Genomic DNA, 19,005 nt, shown 5'->3' with positions numbered 1-19,005 from the left:
ACCATGTGTGGCATCGTCGGCGCAGCATCCCATCGCAATATCGTTCCAGTCCTGGTTCAAGGCCTGCAGCGGCTCGAATACCGCGGGTATGACTCCTGCGGTGTCGCGGTTCATGCGGGCGGCCTCACCCGTGCGCGCACCACGTCCCGCGTGGCGGACCTTGTCGCGCAGGTGCGCGAAGACCATGTCGAAGGTCTGACCGGCATTGCCCACACCCGTTGGGCCACGCACGGCGCGCCCGCGGTGCACAACGCGCACCCGCACTTCAGCCACGGCCCCGGCGCCGATGCGCAAGGCGCGCGGCCCGGGCGCATCGCGCTGGTGCACAACGGCATCATCGAAAACCACGAGCCTTTGCGCGCGGCCCTCGAAGCCAAGGGCTACGTGTTCGAGAGCCAGACCGACACCGAGGTCATCGCCCACCTTGTCGACAGCCTCTACAACGGCGACCTGTTCGAAGCCGTGAAGGCCGCCGTGCTGCAGTTGCACGGTGCCTACGCCATTGCCGTGATCTCTCGCGATGAGCCGCAGCGAGTGGTCGGCGCACGCGCCGGCTCGCCGCTGATCCTCGGCGTGGGCAAGGAGGGCGGCGAGAACTTTCTTGCGAGCGATGCCATGGCGCTGGCCGGCGTGACCGACCAGATCGTCTACCTCGAAGAAGGCGACGTGGTCGACGTGCAGCCCGGCAAGTACTGGATCGTCGACCGCAGCCACAAGCCAGCGCAGCGCCAGGTGCGCACCGTGCAGGCGCACAGCGGCGCGGCCGAGCTCGGCCCTTACCGCCACTACATGCAGAAAGAAATTTTCGAGCAGCCGCGCGCCATTGGCGACACGCTCGAAGGCGTGGCCGGCATCGTGCCCGAGCTGTTCGACGGCATCGGGCAGGACGGCGCCACCGGCGCCAGCGCGCACCGCGTGTTCAAGGACATCGACAAGATCCTCATCCTCGCCTGCGGCACCAGCTACTACAGCGGCTGCACCGCCAAGTACTGGCTCGAGGGCATCGCGAAGATATCGACGCAGGTCGAGATCGCAAGCGAATACCGTTATCGCGATTCGGTGCCCGACCCGAAGACGCTCGTCGTCACCATCAGCCAGTCGGGCGAAACCGCCGACACGCTGGCCGCGCTCAAGCATGCACGCTTGCTCGGCATGGAACAGACGCTGACCATCTGCAACGTGGCCACCAGCGCGATGGTGCGCGAATGCAAGCTCGCCTACATCACGCGCGCCGGTGTGGAAATTGGCGTGGCATCGACCAAGGCCTTCACCACGCAGCTGGCCGGGCTGTTCCTGCTGACGCTCGCCATCGCCCAGAGCAAGGGCCGCCTGAGCGAGGCCGACGAGGCGCGCTACCTGAAGGAGATGCGCCACCTGCCCGTGGCGCTGCAATCGGTGCTCGCGCTCGAGCCGCAGATCATCGGCTGGGCCGAAGACTTCGCGCGCAAGGACAACGCGCTGTTCCTCGGCCGCGGGCTGCACTATCCGATTGCGCTTGAAGGCGCACTCAAGCTCAAGGAAGTGACATACATCCACGCCGAGGCCTACGCCGCCGGCGAACTCAAGCACGGGCCGCTCGCGCTGGTCACCAGCGAGATGCCCGTGGTGGCCGTGGCGCCGAACGACACCCTGCTCGAAAAGCTCAAGAGCAACCTGCAGGAAGTGCGCGCGCGCGGCGGCGTGCTCTACGTGCTGGCCGACGGCGACACCAAGATCAAGGGCAGCGAGGGCCTGCACGTGATCCGCATGCCCGAGCACTACGGTGCGCTGTCACCAATCCTGCACGTGGTTCCGCTGCAATTGCTGGCGTACCACACGGCGTGTGCGCGCGGGACCGATGTGGACAAGCCGCGCAATCTTGCGAAGAGCGTGACGGTGGAGTGAGGCGGGGCTGCGGCCCTTGTTTACGGTTCCGGAATTTGCCGAAGTTCGTGCGGAAATCGTCGAACGCTAGGGTCGAGACACTCATAGTCGCCATATGACCGTGCTGGATTGAAAATCCGTCTACCCTCCCAGTCGTCATGGCGGCTCGCGGCCCATGACCGGACATTCGCCCAGTCCACTGTAGTGCACGAAGGCAATCGGACGTTCGGCCCGCCTCGATCATTTCCTTGCTCAAACTGGCGCATGGATTAGCTTCTCGCCACGCTCCTAAACGCCGCAGAAAGTGCGTCCACGGCATCCCGCGGTCGACCCTCCCGGACCCTGGAGTGCAGCAGAACAGGCAAGCGTGGCAAGTCGGGTAGACCTAGTTTGGGGCCCACGTCGACGCAGCCCAAGGGCAGCATGCGCGGCGCTAACGCCGCGACCCCCAGTCCGGCCGTCACCGCCGCCGCAACGGCTGCGACGCCGCCCCCCACAAAAACCTCAGTCCACGGGATGCCAGCCGCATCCAGGAGCTGCCCCGCCAGCGCGCGCACCCCGCAGGGCTCTGCCATCGTGGCCAGCGGCAATGGCTCACCCCCGCGGTGCTGCCAGCCCGCCGCTGCGAACCAACCGAAGCGCTCCTCTGTCAGAACCTCCCCGTCGGTCCGTCCGGCATGCAGCCGGACGATGACTGCATCGAGTTCCCGTCGGTAGAAGCTCTGGAGCAGATCGCCCGACGAGCCGATCCGGATATCGATCAGCAGCTGCGAGTCTTGCGCGTTCATACGGGCGATCAGCGCGGGCAATTCCGGTCCCGCCACGTGGTCGCTGATGCCGATGGTCAGACGCTGACGGGCGCTCGCAAAGGCCACCAGCGCGCGATCGTGGACCGCCAGGAGTTCTCGGGCATGTCCAAGGAACGCGGCACCCCGCGCCGACAGCTCCACGTGCCGGGGTGTTCGCTCCAGAAGCCGGCAGCCCAACCTGTCTTCAAGACGTTTCAGTTTTTGGCTGATTCCTGCCTGCGTGGTCTGCATGACTTCGGCAGCGCGCGTGAAGCTGCCCAATTCGGTGATGCGAACGAAAGCCTGAACAGCGTCGAGATCCAGAGGGCGGTAGATCATTACGAAAGATTGTTATTGAGATAAGTATCAATAGCAAATCAAAATACATAACATCCGTTGTTCCAACATGACCCGGAGTAGCGATGCCGATCATTCACATCTCGATGCGCGCGGGAAAGCCAGAGGCTTACCGGCAGGCGATCTTCGACAGCCTCTATCGCGCCTTGCGTGACGCGTTGAACGTGCCGCATGACGATCAGTTCATGACGATCACCGAGCACGACGCCGCCAACTTCCGATATGGAGAGGCCTTTGGAGTCGCGCGCAGCGACGATCTCCTCTACATCCAAATCACGGTTTTCAACACGCGCACCGCTCAGCAGAAGAAGGCACTGTTCCAGCGCATCGCGCAGTTGCTGGCCGACAATCCAGGGATACGCCCGGAGGACGTGTTCGTGACCATTGCTGATGCGCCCAAAGAGAACTGGTCCGTCGGGCAGGGGTTGGCGCAATTTGCCTGAGGAACGGCTGCTTTCGGGCGGGAGCGATGTCTGTAACGGGCCCGGCCCGCTCCCCACATTCCACTCGCTCTCAAGCAGACGGCTGGGCCGGCAAAGGACTTGTAGTCGAAGCTCGACTGGACATCGAGAAGAAAAAAACGCGGAACTTGGAACCCTCGGTGCTGTTCAGCTTTCGCAGCTCCAACCCGGGTTCATTCATTCGGGCGAAGAAGCCGGCTCCCGCGAACGCGGAGGTCGTCCGACTCGGCGGTTCTTCAGCATCCCGCTAGGGCAAAGTGTCGCGGTGGGCAAAGATGCTTGCCATTTCCGCCGCGTTTTCGGTTCCCCATGTGCACAGCGGGATGATCGCGTCGGCGAGGCTGCGACCGAGCGGGGTCAGCGCATAGTCCACACGCGGTGGCACTTCCTTGTAATCGGTCCGCGCCAGCACGCGATTCGCCTCCAGATCCTTCAATTGCTGGATCAGCACCTTGTCGCTGACGCCTTGGACCAAGCGCTTGAGCTCACCGTAGCGCTTCGGGCCGTCGCGCAGGAAAAACAGGACCAGTGGTTTCCACCTCCCGGAGATGATGCGGAGCGTGGCGTTAAGCCCGCAGCCGGTATCGCAGATTTCAGAGGAGGGTGTCGTCATTCTTGGTGCTTACCTAAAAGTGCATACTTGTCGTTAGGTTATCAGAACTCCATACTTGTTCTCAAGCAGTTCACTGCCTCCGAACAACTCCCAACCATGGATTCATGACATGACCAGACTGAATGGAAAGACCGCCGTGATCACCGGCGGCGCGACCGGCATCGGCCTCGCCGCGGCAAAGCGCTTCATCGAGGAAGGCGCTTTCGTCTTCATCTTCGGCCGCCGGCAGGAAGCGCTCGACGCCGCTGTGGCCGACCTCGGGCCCAGTGCCCGTGCGGTGAAGGGCTCGGTCTCCGATCCGTCCGACCTGGACCGTCTCTACGCGGCGGTAAAGGCCGAGCGCGGAACCCTCGACATCGTCTTCGCCAATGCCGGGGCGGGAAGCCCGCTTCCACTCGGCAAGATCACCGCCCAGCACATCGACGAAACCTTCGACACCAATGTGAAGGGGACGATCTTCACGGTTCAGCAGGCGCTGCCGCTGATGGGCCAGGGCGCATCGATCATCCTGACCGGATCGAGCGCCGGCACCACGGGTGCTCCGGCAATGAGCGCCTACAGCGCGAGCAAGGCGGCAGTGCGCAATCTCGCGCGGTCCTGGGCAGAGGACCTGAAGGGCACCGGCATCCGCGTCAACGTGCTGTCACCGGGGGCGACGGCGACCGAGCTCGCGAAGGCAGCGCTAGGGGAGGAGGGCCAGAAGGTTTACGCCTCGATGACTCCGCTTCAGCGCATGGCTGATCCGGCAGAGATTGGGTCGGCGGCTGCCTTTCTCGCGTCGTCGGACAGCAGCTTCATGACGGCCAGCGAGCTCGCCGTCGACGGCGGACTGGCGCAACTCTGACAAACCGAAGCAGAGATATGACCTACGCAATTATCGGCTTCGGCAAGCTCGGCCAGGCTCTGGCCAAGGCGTTTGCCCGCAAAGGCATCGAAGTATCCGTTGCGACCACACGCGACCCGGAAAGCTTTGCATCCGCCGCCGCCGCGATCGGACCCACGATCCTTCCAAAAAAACTGGTGGAAGCCGTCAAGGCGGACATCGTCTTTTTGGCTGTTCGTTTCGAGTCGCACCCGGACGTCGCGAAGGCGCTGTCGACCTGGAAGGGAAAGACCATCATCGATGTGACCAATGCCTACGGCGTGTCGCCAGAGGAACTGGGAGGACAACCTTCTTCCCAGGTTGTCGCGCAGGCCTTCACCGGTGCACGACTGGTCAAGGGATTCAACCATTTGATCGCTGCGGTCCTTGACCAGGATCCGAACGTACATGGTGGCAGAAGAGTCGTGTTCCTCGCGAGCGACGACGATGGCGCCGCAGTTGAGATCGGTGCGCTTGCGGAAAATCTCGGTTTCTCGCCGGTCAAACTTGGCGGGCTTTCGGATGGTGGACTGCTTGTGCAGGCGCGCGGAAATAGCTGGGGCCAACTGATCTTCAAGGACTTGGTCAAGTTCGAGGGATGAATCGTGATCGCGAATTTCGATGCGATCCTGCCTCGTGGACAAAGGGCAACCACAGTTTGACTCTGTAGCTCCCTGGCGATAGAAGTCGCGAGGTAACGGTTGTGCAACGAGAGCTCGGGCTCTGCAGGTATGGCCTACCGCCAAGGCTTGCTCGCGCGCCAGCGCTGAACTGCACACGTGAGGCTGCTGCTGCGGGCGTCTTCAACCCGTCCGCTGCGAAAGCCCCTGACATATGCACGACCGCATGATCTGCTTTTAGCAACGCGCACAACCGCAGCCTGCTTTGTGCAAGACCCTCATTGCAGCACCAGCGAGAAGGGCACGCGGCCTAAACTTTTGGACATCCAAAGGCCCGACCTCAGCCCATCATGACGCACCCCGCCGCATTGCCACGCATCCGTTTTGCCACGCTTTCATGGGTGGCAATGAACAACCCTGACGTGGTTTCCGAAGGGTCGACGCCATGAGCTCCTCGATCGTCGAGCACCTCGGGCGCGCTGGCCGCCTGCATCGCATATTTGTCGACGGCGAGTGGGTCATGCCCCAAGCGCAAGCCCGCAGCGCCGTCGTCGACCCGTCGACCGAGGAGCCTGTCGCGGAGATCGCACTGGGCAGTGCAAGCGATGTCGCAACAGCCGTGGTCGCGGCGCGGCGCGCATTCGCCGCCTGGTCCGTGAGTTCCGCTCAGAGCCGGGCTTTGCTTCTCGATCGCATCCACGCGCTGATCCTCGAGCGCGCCGAACTCTTCGCTCAGGCGATCTCGCTGGAGATGGGCGCTGCCATCGACTTTGCGCGCCGCACGCAGGTGCCATCCGCGGCGGAGCACATCCGCGTGGCCCGAGATAACGCGCGCAGCTATGCGTTCGTCACCCATCGGGGCGACATGGCCATCGTGCGCGAGGCCATCGGCGTGTGCGGGCTGATCACGCCGTGGAACTGGCCGCTCTACCAGATCACGGCCAAGGTCGGCGCCGCGCTGGCTGCGGGCTGCACGGTCATCCTGAAGCCCAGCGAGCTGTCGCCCCTGAGCGCCTTGCTCTTCGCCGAAGTGATGCACGACGCCGGCGTTCCTCCAGGTGTGTTCAACCTGGTGAATGGCAGCGGGCCGGAGGTCGGCGCTGCCTTGGCGGAGCATCCGGACGTGGACATGATCTCGTTCACCGGATCGACCCGGGCCGGCGTCCTGGTGGCCCAGGCGGCGGCCACGACGGTGAAGCGCGTGGCCCAGGAGCTCGGCGGGAAATCGCCCAACGTGATCCTGCCGGACGCGGACCTCGCACGTGCCGTACCGGGCGGCGTGGCAGCGGCTTTCCGCAACGTCGGCCAATCGTGCAGCGCGCCGACTCGGATGATCGTGCCCCGCGCTCGCCTTCAGGAGGTCGAACAGCTCGCGCTCGAAGCGGCATCCAGCATCGTCGTCGGCGATCCGCGGTCGCAGCAGACCACGCACGGCCCGGTGGCGAATCGCGCGCAGTTCAATAGGGTGCAGGAAATGATCGGCATCGGCATCGCCGAAGGCGCGCGGCTGCTTTGTGGCGGCCCCGGGCGGCCGGAAGCCTTGAGCCGCGGCTTCTATTGCCGACCGACCATCTTCACCGCGGTGCATTCTCGGATGCAGATCGCGCAGGAAGAAATCTTCGGGCCGGTGCTCGCGATCATTCCCTACGACAGCGTGGACGAGGCGGTGGAGATCGCCAACGACACCGTCTACGGCCTGGGCGCCCATGTGCAAGGCACGGACCTTGGCACCGCTCGCGCCGTTGCGGCGCGCATCCGCTCCGGGCAGGTGCACATCAACTACCCCGCCTGGAATCCCAACGCGCCGTTCGGTGGCTACAAGCGCTCGGGCAATGGCCGCGAATATGGCATCGAAGGTCTTGAGGAGTACCTGGAAACCAAGACGATTCTTGGCTTTCACGAGGCCTCGATGCCCGATTCGGCAGTTCAATCATCGCGCAATGCGCAGGAACAATCATGACCGTGGCCCTCGTGCTGCATCGCGCCGACGGCGCACCCGTTTCAACTTCCTTCCGCAGGGCGCCATTCGGCAAGGACGATCCTTTTGCGCGGCATCGCGAGATCGCGTGGGAAGGGCCGGGCGCAATGAGCGCGGGCCGGACCAGCTTCATCGGAGAGCTCGAAGTCGCAAGCTATCCCCACATCGAAACCATCGTGGTCGTCGAGGGAGAGCTGACCCTGACAGCGGCCGGGGCGACCCCGCTGGTGGTCGGCCCGCAGGCGGGTGCCGTCATCGGATGCGGCACCTCGCTTCATATCCAGGCCAGCTCGCGCGTGCGCTTCGTGTTCTGCGCGGCCGCTTGCGACAAGCCGACGAAGCGCGGCCTCTTCCCCCTGCACGCCGACGCCAATTTCATGCCCACCGGCACGCTGCCCGCCGAAGTGCTGCTGGGCCCCGTGCCGGAGTGCCGCAGCGACAAGGTCTTCACCGATGACGCCGCGCAGTACCTTGCGGGCGCTTGGGACTCGACCCCCTACCACCGGGTTGTTCGCCGGCATCGCATGAACGAGTTCATGCATCTCGTGGCGGGCAGCGTGCGCTTCGCAGCCCCTGATGGCAGCGTGCTGTCGGTGGGCACCGGCGACGCGCTCTTCGTGCCCGAGGGCGCACCCATCGGGTGGGAAAGCAGCGATCGCGTGGCGAAGTTCTACGTGTGCCAAACCGTCCCGGCCTGAACGGGCGAGCGAGATTCATCATGTCGCCTCCGCTGCACCACGTCCAAACCTCGCCCACGCTCCCGGCTTCGGCCGACGTCGTCGTGATCGGCGGCGGCATCATCGGCGTCTTTACTGCCTACTACCTGGCCCAGCGCGGCGTCTCGGTCGCATTGGTGGAAAAGGGCAGGATCGGCGCCGAGCAATCGAGCCGCAACTGGGGCTGGTGCCGGCAGCAGAACCGCGACGCCCGCGAACTGCCGCTGGCGAGCAAGAGCCTCGACCTGTGGGAGCAATTCGCCGCCGAGAGTGGTGAGGACACGGGCTTTCATCGCTGCGGGCTGTTGTATCTCAGCAATGACGAGGCAGAAATTTCCCGTTGGGCCAGCTGGCGCGATTTTGCGAAGACAGCCGGCGTGACGACTCACATGCTGAGCAGCCGAGAAGCCGCCGAGCGCGGACAGGCGACCGGCCGCGCCTGGAAGGGCGGCGTCTTCTCGCCCAGCGATGGCACCGCCGATCCTGGCAAGGCCGCGCCGGCCGTGGCCGCTGCGCTCATCAAGCTTGGGGGCAGCGTCCATCAGAATTGCGCCGCCCGCGGCATCGAGACCGAAGGCGGGCGGGTCAGCGGCGTGATCACGGAAGCCGGGGTCATCAAGACCCGGACGGCCGTGATGGCCGGTGGCGCCTGGGCGTCCTCGTTCTGCCGGCAGCTTGGCATCCGTTTTCCGCAGGCCTCGATCCGCCAGTCCATCCTGAGCGTGTCTCCTGTGGAACACCGCTTGCCGCCTGCCGTGGTGAGCGCGGGCGTGTCCGCCACTCGCCGCAACGATGGACGCTACGCACTGGCCATCAGCGGCCGCGCGCGCGTCGATCCGACAGGACAGTTCCTGCGCTTCGCTCCGCAGTTCGTGCCCATGTTCGCCAAGCGCTGGCGCAATCTTCGTCCGGGGGGCCTGGAAGCCATTCGGAGTGGCCATGAAACGCTGGCGCGCTGGCGGCTCGATGCGCCAACGCCCATGGAACGCGTGCGCATTCTCGATCCGAAGCCCGATCCCGTGAGCATCAAGGAGACCCACCGCCGCGCCGTCGAACTGCTGCCCCAACTTCGCGATGCCAAGATCACGCACGCCTGGGCGGGCTATATCGACAGCACGCCCGACGGTGTGCCCGGCATCGGCGAAGTGCCGGGTCTGCCGGGCTTCATCCTGGCCGCGGGCTTTTCCGGACACGGCTTCGGCATCGGTCCGGGCGCCGGCCACCTGATCGCCGATCTTGTCAGCGGCGCCGAACCGATCGTGGATCCGGCACCGTACCGGCCGGGGCGCTTCAGCAACTCGGCATGGGGCAAGGTCGCTGATTTCTAGCCAGGCCACGCCGGTGGCCTCGGACTCCATGCCGCCGACGCCGACCTTCCGCTGACCTTCGAACCGACACGGGCGCGTGTGCGTGAAGGCGTCACGCCCCTGGGGCCACACAGGATCTCGATCGACGCCGGTTTGAACGGCCGCACGCATCTTCTGAAGAGTGTATGATGCACGTCATGCGAAAAGAGAAGCACAGCGTCAGAACAGCGGCCAAGGAAGCCTCACACGAGCGCATCGTCTCGGCTGCGGCGCGGGCGATCCGTCGCAGCGGTTACGACGGAACAGGAGTCGCCGACATCATGAAGGAGGCCGGCCTGACCCATGGTGCCTTCTATGCCCACTTCGCCTCGCGCGAGGCCATGCTGGCGGAAGCAGCGGGGCGGGCCTGTGCGGAGTCGGCGGCCATAGCGGCAGAGGCGGCGGCCAGCGTGCCCCCGGAACAGGCCTTGACCTACATGCTCCACGCCTATCTCTCGCGAGAAAACCTGGCGCAGATAGAGCAGGGTTGCCCCCTGGCAGCGCTGGGCTCGGAAACCGTGCGCCAAACGCCCGAAGTCCGGCGAGTGACCACGCGGTACATCAAGGAAATGGTCGATCTTGTGGCCCGACAGTCGGCAGATTGGGGGCAGGCCGGTGTCCACGAACGCGCGCTCGTGACCGTCGCCACCATGGTCGGCACCTTGCTGCTGGCCCGCGTCGTCGACGAGCCTGCGCTGTCCGACAGCCTGCGCGAGGCTGCCTTGAAGCACCTGCCCATCGCTTGACGCCGTCGAATCCCATCGACATTTCGCTCGCTCTGAAATATGACGATCATCATGCGAAACAGAAAGCACTGAAGGAAAAACAGGAATGAACACCAAGAGCAAAGTGGCCCTCGTGACAGGGGCCTCCTCGGGCATAGGCGAAGCCATTGCGCAGCAGCTGCCAAAGGCTGGGTACAAGGTCTACGGCACCAGCCGGCGCGGCGGCCAGGCGGGCCAGCGCGCGTTCGAGATGCTGCCGCTCGATGTGACCCAGGACGCGTCGGTCGAGGCTGTGGTCCAGCAACTGATCCAGTCGGAAGGCCGCATCGACCTGCTGGTCAACAACGCCGGCTTCGGGGTCGCTCCAGCCGGCGCGGAAGAGAGTTCGATTGCGCAGGCCCAGGCCATCTTCGACACCAACTTCTTCGGCATGGTGCGGATGATCCGCTCCGTCGTACCTCATATGCGTCGGCAGGAGAGCGGCCGCATCATCAACATCGGCTCGGTGGTGGGGTTCCTGCCCTCACCGTATATGGCGCTGTACTCCGCCACCAAGCACGCGGTTGCGGGCTATTCGGAATCGCTGGACCATGAACTGCGCACGCAGGGCATTCGCGTCTCGGTGGTGGAGCCTCCCTATATCAACACGCCGTTCGAAGCGAATTCGATGCAGCCCGACACACCTCTGGACATGTACCGCGAAATTCGCGCGGGCATGGAGCAGCGGCTCAAGGAGGGAATCGCGGGCGCAGAAGGACCTGAGGTGGTGGCCGACATCGTGCTGAAGGCAGCCATGGCCGCGCAGCCCAAGACCCACTACGCCCCCGGCATGGCCAGCCGCCTGCGCCTGCTGCGCAGGTTCGCGCCCGCCAGCATGCTGGACGCCGGCGTGCGCAAAGACCTCCGGCTCGACGCATAGGCGGCCAGTCGTTTCACTCCCCCCTCTCAGCAACACTCCATCTGAAAGAAGACGATGACATTCCAAGCACTGCTCGCCAGCAAGACAGGTGACAAGATCACCACCAGCGTGGTCTCGATGAGTGAACCAGACCTCATGCCCGGGGACGTCGTGGTCGACATCGATTACTCCACCGTGAACTACAAGGACGCGATGGCCATCACCGGCCGCGCCGAGGTCATTCGCCAGTTTCCGTTGATTCCCGGCATCGACTTCGCCGGCACCGTCAAGACTTCTTCCTACCCCGGCATCGCTGCTGGCGACCGCGTCGTCGCCAATGGCTGGGGCCTGAGCCAAACCCATCACGGGGGTTATGCGCAGCAGGCGCGCGTGAAAGGCGAGTGGCTGCTCAAGCTCCCGGCGGCCTTGTCCACCAAAGACGCGATGGCCATCGGAACGGCCGGGTACACGGCGATGCTGTCCGTGCTGGCGCTCGAGCACGGCGGGCTCACGCCTCAACATGGCGACGTTCTCGTGACGGGCGCCAATGGCGGCGTTGGTTCCATCGCCATCGCCCTCCTGTCCGGTCTTGGTTATCGGGTCGTTGCCTCCACAGGGCGACTGGAGGAAAGCGACTATCTGCGCCACCTGAGAGCAGCCGACATCATCGATCGCCAGACGCTTTCGGAGCCGGGAGCACCCATAGCGAGCGAGAGGTGGGCCGGCGCTGTCGACTCGGTCGGCAGCCACACGCTCGCCAACGTGCTGGCACAGACCCAATATCGAGGCGTGGTCACCGCCTGCGGCCTGGCCCAGGGCATGAACCTTCCGGCCTCGGTGCTGCCTTTCATCTTGCGCAATGTGACGCTGGCCGGCATCGATTCGGTCAATGCACCCCAACAGGTGCGCATCGAGGCTTGGTCACGGTTGGCGCGGGATTTGGATTTGAACAAGCTCGCGCGAACGACACATGTGGTGGGTCTTGCCGAGGTGCCCGCTGTCATTGAGCGAATGCTCGCGGGAAAAGTCCAAGGCCGTACCGTTGTCGACGTCAACGCATGAGTGCGCAGGAATAAAGGGAGAGCGATTTGAATACACATACGGCCGTCCACACCGGCAAGCGCGCATTGGTGACCGGCGCATCCAGCGGCATCGGCGCAGCCATCGCGCGTGAGCTCGCGGCGCTCGGCGTCGATCTCGTGCTGACGGCACGGCGACGCGACGCACTCGAGGCGGTCGCCGCGACCTGCAAGGGCGTAAACGTCGAGATCGTCACCGCGGACCTCGGCAAGGCCGATGCCGCGCGCGCGCTGTGGGACGCCGCGACCGCCAGCGGCCCCATCGACATCCTGATCAATAACGCCGGGTTCGGCTACTTTCGCCGGTTCGACGAGGTCGACTGGGCGCGCGACGCGGAGCTCGTCCAGCTCAACATGACCTCGCTCGTCGCGCTCGCGCGGTGCTTCGTCGACGCACGCAAGACAAGCACCGCACCTGCGCACATGGTGAACATCGCGTCGACTGGCGCCTACCAGTCAGTGCCGAACATGGCGCTGTACGCCGCGTCGAAGGCGTTCGTGCGCAACTTCAGCGAGGGTCTTCATGACGAGCACCGCGGCACCTCGCTGTCGGTGACCTGCATCTGCCCCGGTGGTACCGAAACCGCCTTCCACGCCGCGTCCGGCGGAGGCGACTACTCGTGGATCGCGAACGCATCGACGAAGAGCGCGGAGTTCGTGGCGCAGGCCACGGTCCGCGCGATGCTGCGCGGCAAGCGCACGGTCGTGCCCGGCCTGTTCAACAAGCTGTCGTGCTTCGGCGTGCGTTTCTTGACGCGGCGGTTCGCGTCGCGGGTGGCGACTCAGGTGCTGGGCAAGCCGCGGTTGGCACTGCCGACTCGAAGAGAGACCTGAGAGAAGCGACGAGGAAATTCCGCCTTGGCGGTGGGAGACCGCTGCCGGCGGCCTGATCGATGGGCACGCCGGTATATGCTCAAGACCCGACATTTCTTCTCCTCGGCAGATGAAGTTCGACACATTGCCCCAGACCTGTCTCGTTGATGAGACTCTTGCAATTCGCGTTTTGGATCTTCAGCCCGGGGCGGTAATTACCTTGAAGCTCTGGAGCGGCTTCAATGATGTTGTTCTCTTGTCGAGTGCCACCTTCAAGGCTGACTCCAACGGAGTTGTGGACCTCAGCAGCCATGCGCCGATTTCGGGGGCATACGAAGGAGCGGATGCGATGGGGCTCTTCTGGTCTCGGGCGCCGGTGGATCGAGACATTGCCAGGGGCTTCCCGGGCATGAGCAATGACCCTCTGACCTCGACACTGGTTGCGGAGCGGGAAGACGGCGCATCGCGTATCTCCCATCCCATTCGGCGCGTCTATGTCGGACCTGGCGTCGTGTCGCGGGAGGTGCGAGTGCGTGGGCTTTTCGGCAAGATGTACGAGCCCGCCCAACCCGGACCGCACCGGGCCGTGCTTGTAGTTGGCGGTTCCAATGGTGGACTGGCTTGGTCTCAGGAGATGGCTGCATTGCTGGCGTCCCGCGGGTATGCAGCGCTCGCATTGGCGTATTTCGCCGCAGAAGGCTTGCCGCCAACCCTCGATCGCATCCCGCTTGAATACTTTGGCACAGCACTGGAGTGGCTGTCGGCTCAGACGAGCGTCGCCGCGAACAACATCGGAGTCGTGGGTGTCTCGCGAGGCGGAGAACTTGCGTTGCTTCTAGGTGCGACCTACCCTGAAATCCGGGCGGTGGTCGCCTACGTTCCCAGCGGCATCCTGTGGCCAGCGTACCCCGAAAGCGGATACAGCGCATGGACACAGAACGGCGAAGAGATTCCCTATGCCCGAACGCTTACCCATGAGCAGTGGGACAAGGCGCTGGCCGTTGGCGCCGCACGAAAGGGCAGCTTCGACTGGTATTTCATTCCGTTGAGGGATGCCGCATACGCGGATAAGACTTCCATCCGAGTAGAAAAAATCAACGGGCCCGTCCTCATGATCACCGGCATCGACGACAAGCTTTGGCCGTCGACCGAACTGACAGAATTCGCCGTGCAGCGCTTCAAACAACAAGGCTTTCACCATCGCGTGGAGCACCTTGCGTACGCCGGGGCGGGACACAGCATCGCTTGGCCAAACGGTCCGACAACCATGCTCAAGTCGAAGCATCCAGTGTCTGGCGAAGAGATGGACATGGGAGGGACTGCTGAAGGGGCGGCACGTGCACGACAGGACTCATGGCCAAGAATGCTCGCTTTCCTGCGCAACGGCCTCGTTGACGACTAGGTCCATGAACTTGCGGAGCGTTGGGCCGTGGGCGGCGTTTGCCCTTACTTCTGGACTCACCGCATTTGCGCGAGAGAGCCTTGCTGGAAGCAAATGGTATTACGCATCTCTGGCCGGCCTGATGATGCTCAGCGTACTGTTCGCGGCGCGGCTGCTTAGACAAACCAGACTGAAGGCCATACCCATCACGGGGGTAGCGATAGGCCTTCTCCTCGGCCAGTGGTGGTTTGTGGAGGCGGTAGCTCTGCGAGCGTTCTGGAGCATCAATGGATTCGCTCCCTGATCGCGCAAACGGCCGAGAGCCGATCGACGATGTCGAATTCATTCCGAGTTTTACATGAAGAACATTCAGGTCATCGATGGCGCAGTGAACTGCGTGTATGACATCTTTGCGGCCACCGACGAGGAGTTCGCGCTCATCTTTCCTGATGGCCAGGACGTCGCGTTCATCGATGAGGTTTATAGGCGCCGGGCCGACGACACAGCTCTCAATAGTGCGTTCGAGGCGCTCTGGGAGCGCCGAGTGGTCAAGACCCAAGCCATGGGAATCCACGGGCTGCTGTTTTACGAACTCGATGAGAAGAAGCCGTTCTATCCGACCAGGCGCGACGAGGATGCGAAGAACCCAGGGGGCCGCCGCCTTCGTTAGGCTGCAGGCTATTGCTTGATGCGGCCAGAAGCGGAAAGGCGTTGACGCGTAATGTTCAGACCGCAGTCCTTGAGATCAACGCTCTCTAAAATTCAGCTGATGTCCCGACGTACCAACCGCATGAGCGCTGAATTGGCGGCTTTCGCGCAGCAGTACAAGAGAAAGGCGCAGCGTGGCACTGAGCCGAACGATCGCGGGTACTCGCGAGAGGTAGAGGCCCTGATGAAACGACTTCCCGCTGCTGAGCTGTCCGCGGCGCTGAATTCGGAGAGCGACGAGCAGCTTCCATCACCAAAGCCCAAGCAGCGACCGCCCGATGATGGCCTCCCGAGGAAATCCGGGCGGGGCCTTGAAGTCTTTATTCGGCCAACTGGGGACCTCCGTCATCGCCACTCAGGTTCAATCGACCCCATCACGGAGAACCCGATGCTGATTGTTCTCGGCGGGCTACCGGGCACCGGCAAAACTGCCATAGCGCGCGAACTCGTTGTTCGTTCGCCCTCCGCCTATCTGCGCATCGACACCATTGAGCAAGCGCTCATGAAGCTGAGCGTTCTCGAGGAGATTGGCTCAGCAGGCTACATCGTTGCCTACGAGCTTGCGAGGTCCAATCTCGCGCTTGGCATGACAGTAGTTGCCGACTGCGTCAATCCGCTATCGATCACCCGCGAAGCGTGGCGGGCTGTGGCAACCAGCACATCCTCGGACTTGCTCGAGGTTGAAATCGTGTGCTCTGACCCAGCCGAACACCGCAGGCGTGTGGAGAGCCGCAAAGCTGACATCCCGGAGCACACTCTGCCGACCTGGGAGGCGGTCCTTCGCCATGAATACGAGGTCTGGACCACAAACCGCCTGGTCATTGGTTCGGCACTCGTCAGCGCGAGCGAGGCCGCCGACTTAATCCTGGAGCGGTTGCGCAGCCTGGCCGCAGGCGAGTAAGCAAAGGCAGAATGCGGCCACAACCAGACCTTCTAATGGCTACTTCCAAGCGGGTACTTTCAAGTTCATGCACGCTGCGAGTCACTGGGTGGGACGAATCCACAGCATGGTTTCCCGGCATGGGAAGCTACGTGGAAGGACTGTTCATGCGGTCACTACAACTGAGCACTCCCATGTCCCGCACAGAGGCAAAGAAAGTGGTGAAGAAGATTGCCGCGCGGAAAATCTTTGAGGTGTTCCTTGCTGATGACAGCCATTCGAGTGGGATGTGTCATTCCCTTGAGAGCATCGGCGGACAAGTGTCGCTCCGCCGAGGCGATTGATGATCAGTCCAACATCTTTCTTGAACCCTTGCACCAAAAGCTGTGCGGCTACAGTCGGCCAGAACCTGACATTCGGCTAGCATCTTGGTTGTAACAACAGCGCGGCGCCGAATCGCATGACTGTGTATGCCCTACAAAGTCTTTGTCGACGACAACTATGTCTTCATGGAGGAATCGAAGCGACACCCGGCGGGCGTTTTCGAATCTCACCAAGCGGCCGTGGCTGCAGCAGAGGCCATCGTTGATGAATTCCTCCTCTCAAGCTATCGGCCGGGAATGAAGTCCGATGAGCTTTTCGCTGCGTACCGAGGCTATGGCGAAGACCCTTTCATACTTGCCACTGAGCCCGACGCGGCAGTCGAGCCGATATTCTCGGCTCGCAAATACGCGGCCGAGAGCTGTACAGAAATCTGCGCGGAACAACGCCCGTGGTGGAAATTCTGGGCCCATCCAAACCCTTAGCATGCGCCCGCCCTCAAGCTCGCTGAAACCCGCGCCTGCACGACAGAACTCGGCCAGAACCAGACGTACGAAGGCGCAGTTGGTGAACATCAAAATGACAAACAGAAGTTCCGTAAAACTGAAAAACTCGTTCGCCACTGCTCTATCGATCATCGTGGAACCGTGGGCAAAAGAGTTTCACCTTCCGCCTGGTTCGGAATGCGAGGTCGTCTCTATCGGCGGAGCTGTAGATACCGAAATCCTCATCGAACTGGAGGCGCCGTCCACGCTAATCTTTTGCGTCAACACCCCCGGTGCTTTGTATGAGTACTGGCAAGACGGCAAGCTCATGGACTAGGTCGCCCAGGCCACCATTAGACGTTCCACCGCCCACAACCGAACCCAAATGGCTAAGTTCTATCCTGGAGCAAAGTTCGATGCAGCAATGCACCTCGTCCACGGTGCCGTTGGATTGGGCCTAATCTCAGGGGCAGCTCTCGCCGCATTCATTGGACAACTAGTCTTGGCAGGCATGCTGGCCGTTCTCGCTGGTGGCATGTTCCTGCGCTTCAAGCGAGGTCGGCTGCGCAAAAAGTAAATGACCAGACCTCATCGCGAGAAGCCGACATCGGCACTCATCTTGGCAGGCCCATGATCGAGAAAAGTGACTAGCGATTCGAGGAAGTTATGGAACGACGACTCACAGTGCTTCTTATGCTGGGCGCCAGCCTCGGATTCAGCATTTGCGCTCGAGCAGATTCACGAGCCGCGACCAAAGACGTAGTACTTTTTTTGCCGTCACCTCTTGGACCCGTTGAAGGCGAGAACGCCAAAGCAGTCGAGGCCATTTCTGTCTTCTTGGAGCAACGCCGTTGCTCGGAGCTTGCTGCGGGCAGCGTGGTGGTGGACGCCGTCGGATTTGCCGCGGTCGGCTCTTCGGACCGGGAGGAGAGTTCAGCGCGGGTGCGAAGCCATACCGTGGGTGCTTACTTGACCTCTCATCTCCCGAGCTACGTTCGAATCTACCCATTAGGGCCAGTCATGCCCTTTAAACAGAACAACCCGAGGGATGAATTTGCTTCGCGAACAGCCTTGCCCGGAGCAGTCATGGTCAGCGTCCGCTGCACTGGGGCTTCCTAAGCCTTTGCGGGGACTCTCTCACAGACCAGCCTGGATCTCCTCGGCATGAGCAAAAGCCCGGCGATTTACCTCATGTAGTTGCGCGGAACAGCGGGTGTTGAATGCCGCTTGTTGCGCAGATCAATGGCCGCTTTGGAGCCGTCCAAAAGACCGCTCCGGGCCCAGAAGAGGCATTCCAGATTGCCCGAAGCGGTCACTCAGTCCGCAAGTTTCCGCAGTCCTTTTTCGCTTTCCGGGTCGACTGGGTCCATGTGTACGGTCATGCTCCGCAATCCAGGAGGCAGCGAGCTCGCGACGACCCCTCGGAACCAAACGAAGTCTTCCAACGAGTTCACTGAGGCGTCTTCGTCGGGAGAAACCAAAGCGAAGCCAGCCCCTTCATGGGAGACATAGCCAAGGTCAACCATGTAACTGCCAGCCCAATCGATGAGGGATTGCAGCGAGTCATAGCCTGAAACTTTTACTGCCAACATGATTGGGGCCTCATGAAAAAGTGGCGCCGCGCAAATTCCGCTCCTGGCCGACTGCCGCTATACCTCGCCCCGACCCACGGCCATTGCGATTTGATAGGCGACGTGCTCGGCCTGGCCCTTTCCTGGATAGTCGTCGGGGACGACCTCAATCGCCTCAACTTCAAGGCGGCTTCCAAGTTCAGAGTTTGCCCGAACCACACCAGCCAGTATCTCGGACACGTGATTCGACAGGTCAAACTGGACTGCGGCTTCCGTTCGATCCATCGCGAGTAGCCGAATCAACGTTGGGCCATTCGGCGGCGCCTTTCCAAATCGAACGGAAACCAGGACGCACTTTGGACCGGTCACGTGCTGATAGCGGTAGAAGACCGAGCGCTGGATGCGTGTTATGTCCATTTTTGAGGGCGGTTTTGAATGACGGGTTCTGGCCGCGTACAGCCGCTCATCGTTCACTGTCGTTCGTCTGCTTTCCAGTGATTACTGAGCCAACGAGCTCAACCGCAAACGACACTCCAAAGG

At 62.7% G+C, this 19,005-nt stretch carries 20 protein-coding genes; 17 read left to right on the top strand and 3 right to left on the bottom strand.

Going from position 1 to position 19,005, the window contains the following annotated elements; genetic code table 11:
• Positions 1-3 precede the first annotated feature (3 nt).
• On the top strand, positions 4-1,884 hold the full coding sequence (glmS, locus tag QFZ42_RS20345; protein ID WP_307702702.1) for a glutamine--fructose-6-phosphate transaminase (isomerizing): 1,881 nt from the start codon (positions 4-6) through the stop codon (positions 1,882-1,884).
• Between the two features lie 248 nt (positions 1,885-2,132).
• On the opposite strand, the gene QFZ42_RS20340 is transcribed toward glmS, so the two are convergent.
• Positions 2,133-2,990, bottom strand: coding sequence for a LysR family transcriptional regulator (locus tag QFZ42_RS20340; RefSeq protein WP_307702701.1), 858 nt, complete (start codon positions 2,988-2,990; stop codon positions 2,133-2,135).
• An 83-nt stretch (positions 2,991-3,073) separates the two neighbouring features.
• Here QFZ42_RS20340 and QFZ42_RS20335 point away from each other — a divergent pair, with 83 nt between their 5' ends.
• Positions 3,074-3,451 (top strand): tautomerase family protein, encoded by a 378-nt coding sequence (locus QFZ42_RS20335; protein ID WP_307702700.1) that lies wholly within the window; start codon positions 3,074-3,076, stop codon positions 3,449-3,451.
• A gap of 265 nt (positions 3,452-3,716) precedes the next feature.
• Here QFZ42_RS20335 and QFZ42_RS20330 read toward each other — a convergent pair whose 3' ends face one another.
• On the bottom strand, positions 3,717-4,082 hold the full coding sequence (locus QFZ42_RS20330) for a winged helix-turn-helix transcriptional regulator (RefSeq protein ID WP_307702699.1): 366 nt from the start codon (positions 4,080-4,082) through the stop codon (positions 3,717-3,719).
• 109 nt (positions 4,083-4,191) lie between these two features.
• Here QFZ42_RS20330 and QFZ42_RS20325 point away from each other — a divergent pair, with 109 nt between their 5' ends.
• From QFZ42_RS20325 to QFZ42_RS20260, 14 genes are all read left to right on the top strand, one after another.
• Positions 4,192-4,926: an SDR family NAD(P)-dependent oxidoreductase gene (locus tag QFZ42_RS20325; RefSeq protein WP_307702698.1), complete on the top strand. Its 735-nt coding sequence runs from the start codon at positions 4,192-4,194 to the stop codon at positions 4,924-4,926.
• A gap of 17 nt (positions 4,927-4,943) precedes the next feature.
• Positions 4,944-5,546, top strand: a complete 603-nt coding sequence (locus QFZ42_RS20320; RefSeq protein ID WP_373423356.1) for an NADPH-dependent F420 reductase — start codon at positions 4,944-4,946, stop codon at positions 5,544-5,546.
• A 463-nt stretch (positions 5,547-6,009) separates the two neighbouring features.
• Positions 6,010-7,524: an aldehyde dehydrogenase family protein gene (locus QFZ42_RS20315; protein WP_307702697.1), complete on the top strand. Its 1,515-nt coding sequence runs from the start codon at positions 6,010-6,012 to the stop codon at positions 7,522-7,524.
• Positions 7,521-8,240 carry a cupin domain-containing protein gene (locus QFZ42_RS20310; protein WP_307702696.1) on the top strand — a complete coding sequence of 240 codons (720 nt, stop codon included), beginning with the start codon at positions 7,521-7,523 and terminating at the stop codon, positions 8,238-8,240. The genes QFZ42_RS20315 and QFZ42_RS20310 overlap by 4 nt, the downstream gene beginning before the upstream one ends.
• Before the next feature lie 20 nt (positions 8,241-8,260).
• On the top strand, positions 8,261-9,586 hold the full coding sequence (locus QFZ42_RS20305; protein ID WP_307702695.1) for an NAD(P)/FAD-dependent oxidoreductase: 1,326 nt from the start codon (positions 8,261-8,263) through the stop codon (positions 9,584-9,586).
• Positions 9,587-9,750: 164 nt separating this feature from the next.
• Complete coding sequence (locus tag QFZ42_RS20300; RefSeq protein WP_307702694.1) at positions 9,751-10,350, top strand: TetR/AcrR family transcriptional regulator; 600 nt, start codon at positions 9,751-9,753, stop codon at positions 10,348-10,350.
• Between the two features lie 85 nt (positions 10,351-10,435).
• Positions 10,436-11,248, top strand: coding sequence for an oxidoreductase (locus tag QFZ42_RS20295; RefSeq protein ID WP_307702693.1), 813 nt, complete (start codon positions 10,436-10,438; stop codon positions 11,246-11,248).
• 54 nt (positions 11,249-11,302) lie between these two features.
• On the top strand, positions 11,303-12,289 hold the full coding sequence (gene acuI, locus QFZ42_RS20290) for an acrylyl-CoA reductase (NADPH) (RefSeq protein WP_307702692.1): 987 nt from the start codon (positions 11,303-11,305) through the stop codon (positions 12,287-12,289).
• A 26-nt stretch (positions 12,290-12,315) separates the two neighbouring features.
• On the top strand, positions 12,316-13,140 hold the full coding sequence (locus tag QFZ42_RS20285) for an SDR family NAD(P)-dependent oxidoreductase (RefSeq protein ID WP_307702691.1): 825 nt from the start codon (positions 12,316-12,318) through the stop codon (positions 13,138-13,140).
• Between the two features lie 109 nt (positions 13,141-13,249).
• Positions 13,250-14,521 (top strand): acyl-CoA thioesterase/bile acid-CoA:amino acid N-acyltransferase family protein, encoded by a 1,272-nt coding sequence (locus tag QFZ42_RS20280; protein ID WP_307702690.1) that lies wholly within the window; start codon positions 13,250-13,252, stop codon positions 14,519-14,521.
• Positions 14,522-14,858: 337 nt separating this feature from the next.
• Positions 14,859-15,170, top strand: coding sequence for a hypothetical protein (locus QFZ42_RS20275; protein ID WP_307702689.1), 312 nt, complete (start codon positions 14,859-14,861; stop codon positions 15,168-15,170).
• 120 nt (positions 15,171-15,290) lie between these two features.
• Complete coding sequence (locus QFZ42_RS20270) at positions 15,291-16,109, top strand: AAA family ATPase (protein WP_307702688.1); 819 nt, start codon at positions 15,291-15,293, stop codon at positions 16,107-16,109.
• Positions 16,110-16,558: 449 nt separating this feature from the next.
• On the top strand, positions 16,559-16,894 hold the full coding sequence (locus QFZ42_RS20265) for a hypothetical protein (protein ID WP_307702687.1): 336 nt from the start codon (positions 16,559-16,561) through the stop codon (positions 16,892-16,894).
• Positions 16,895-16,976: 82 nt separating this feature from the next.
• Entirely contained in the window at positions 16,977-17,231 is a 255-nt protein-coding gene (locus QFZ42_RS20260; protein WP_307702686.1) for a hypothetical protein, read from the top strand.
• Between the two features lie 979 nt (positions 17,232-18,210).
• Here the strand turns inward: QFZ42_RS20260 and QFZ42_RS20255 are convergent.
• Entirely contained in the window at positions 18,211-18,486 is a 276-nt protein-coding gene (locus QFZ42_RS20255; RefSeq protein ID WP_307702685.1) for a hypothetical protein, read from the bottom strand.
• A gap of 12 nt (positions 18,487-18,498) precedes the next feature.
• Here QFZ42_RS20255 and QFZ42_RS20250 point away from each other — a divergent pair, with 12 nt between their 5' ends.
• The gene (locus QFZ42_RS20250) at positions 18,499-18,759 is read left to right on the top strand and encodes a hypothetical protein (RefSeq protein WP_307702684.1); all 261 of its coding nucleotides are present in this window, start codon (positions 18,499-18,501) and stop codon (positions 18,757-18,759) included.
• Positions 18,760-19,005: the final 246 nt, after the last annotated feature.

The sequence above is a fragment of the Variovorax paradoxus genome, assembly GCF_030815855.1.
In the GTDB taxonomy this organism is placed as follows: domain Bacteria; phylum Pseudomonadota; class Gammaproteobacteria; order Burkholderiales; family Burkholderiaceae_C; genus Variovorax; species Variovorax paradoxus_M.
Note: the sequence above shows the minus strand (reverse complement) of the source record. Positions and strands in the feature narration are given on the sequence as shown.

Excerpts from the sequence above, each read along its gene's own strand:
- glmS (WP_307702702.1), top strand. The coding sequence starts at position 4 with ATGTGTGGCATCGTCGGCGCAGCATCCCATCGCAATATCGTTCCAGTC.
- QFZ42_RS20340 (WP_307702701.1), bottom strand. The coding sequence starts at position 2,990 with ATGATCTACCGCCCTCTGGATCTCGACGCTGTTCAGGCTTTCGTTCGC.
- QFZ42_RS20335 (WP_307702700.1), top strand. The coding sequence starts at position 3,074 with ATGCCGATCATTCACATCTCGATGCGCGCGGGAAAGCCAGAGGCTTAC.
- QFZ42_RS20330 (WP_307702699.1), bottom strand. The coding sequence starts at position 4,082 with ATGACGACACCCTCCTCTGAAATCTGCGATACCGGCTGCGGGCTTAAC.
- QFZ42_RS20325 (WP_307702698.1), top strand. The coding sequence starts at position 4,192 with ATGACCAGACTGAATGGAAAGACCGCCGTGATCACCGGCGGCGCGACC.
- QFZ42_RS20320 (WP_373423356.1), top strand. The coding sequence starts at position 4,944 with ATGACCTACGCAATTATCGGCTTCGGCAAGCTCGGCCAGGCTCTGGCC.
- QFZ42_RS20315 (WP_307702697.1), top strand. The coding sequence starts at position 6,010 with ATGAGCTCCTCGATCGTCGAGCACCTCGGGCGCGCTGGCCGCCTGCAT.
- QFZ42_RS20310 (WP_307702696.1), top strand. The coding sequence starts at position 7,521 with ATGACCGTGGCCCTCGTGCTGCATCGCGCCGACGGCGCACCCGTTTCA.
- QFZ42_RS20305 (WP_307702695.1), top strand. The coding sequence starts at position 8,261 with ATGTCGCCTCCGCTGCACCACGTCCAAACCTCGCCCACGCTCCCGGCT.
- QFZ42_RS20300 (WP_307702694.1), top strand. The coding sequence starts at position 9,751 with ATGATGCACGTCATGCGAAAAGAGAAGCACAGCGTCAGAACAGCGGCC.
- QFZ42_RS20295 (WP_307702693.1), top strand. The coding sequence starts at position 10,436 with ATGAACACCAAGAGCAAAGTGGCCCTCGTGACAGGGGCCTCCTCGGGC.
- acuI (WP_307702692.1), top strand. The coding sequence starts at position 11,303 with ATGACATTCCAAGCACTGCTCGCCAGCAAGACAGGTGACAAGATCACC.
- QFZ42_RS20280 (WP_307702690.1), top strand. The coding sequence starts at position 13,250 with ATGAAGTTCGACACATTGCCCCAGACCTGTCTCGTTGATGAGACTCTT.
- QFZ42_RS20275 (WP_307702689.1), top strand. The coding sequence starts at position 14,859 with ATGAAGAACATTCAGGTCATCGATGGCGCAGTGAACTGCGTGTATGAC.
- QFZ42_RS20270 (WP_307702688.1), top strand. The coding sequence starts at position 15,291 with ATGAGCGCTGAATTGGCGGCTTTCGCGCAGCAGTACAAGAGAAAGGCG.
- QFZ42_RS20265 (WP_307702687.1), top strand. The coding sequence starts at position 16,559 with ATGCCCTACAAAGTCTTTGTCGACGACAACTATGTCTTCATGGAGGAA.
- QFZ42_RS20255 (WP_307702685.1), bottom strand. The coding sequence starts at position 18,486 with ATGTTGGCAGTAAAAGTTTCAGGCTATGACTCGCTGCAATCCCTCATC.
- QFZ42_RS20250 (WP_307702684.1), top strand. The coding sequence starts at position 18,499 with ATGAAAAAGTGGCGCCGCGCAAATTCCGCTCCTGGCCGACTGCCGCTA.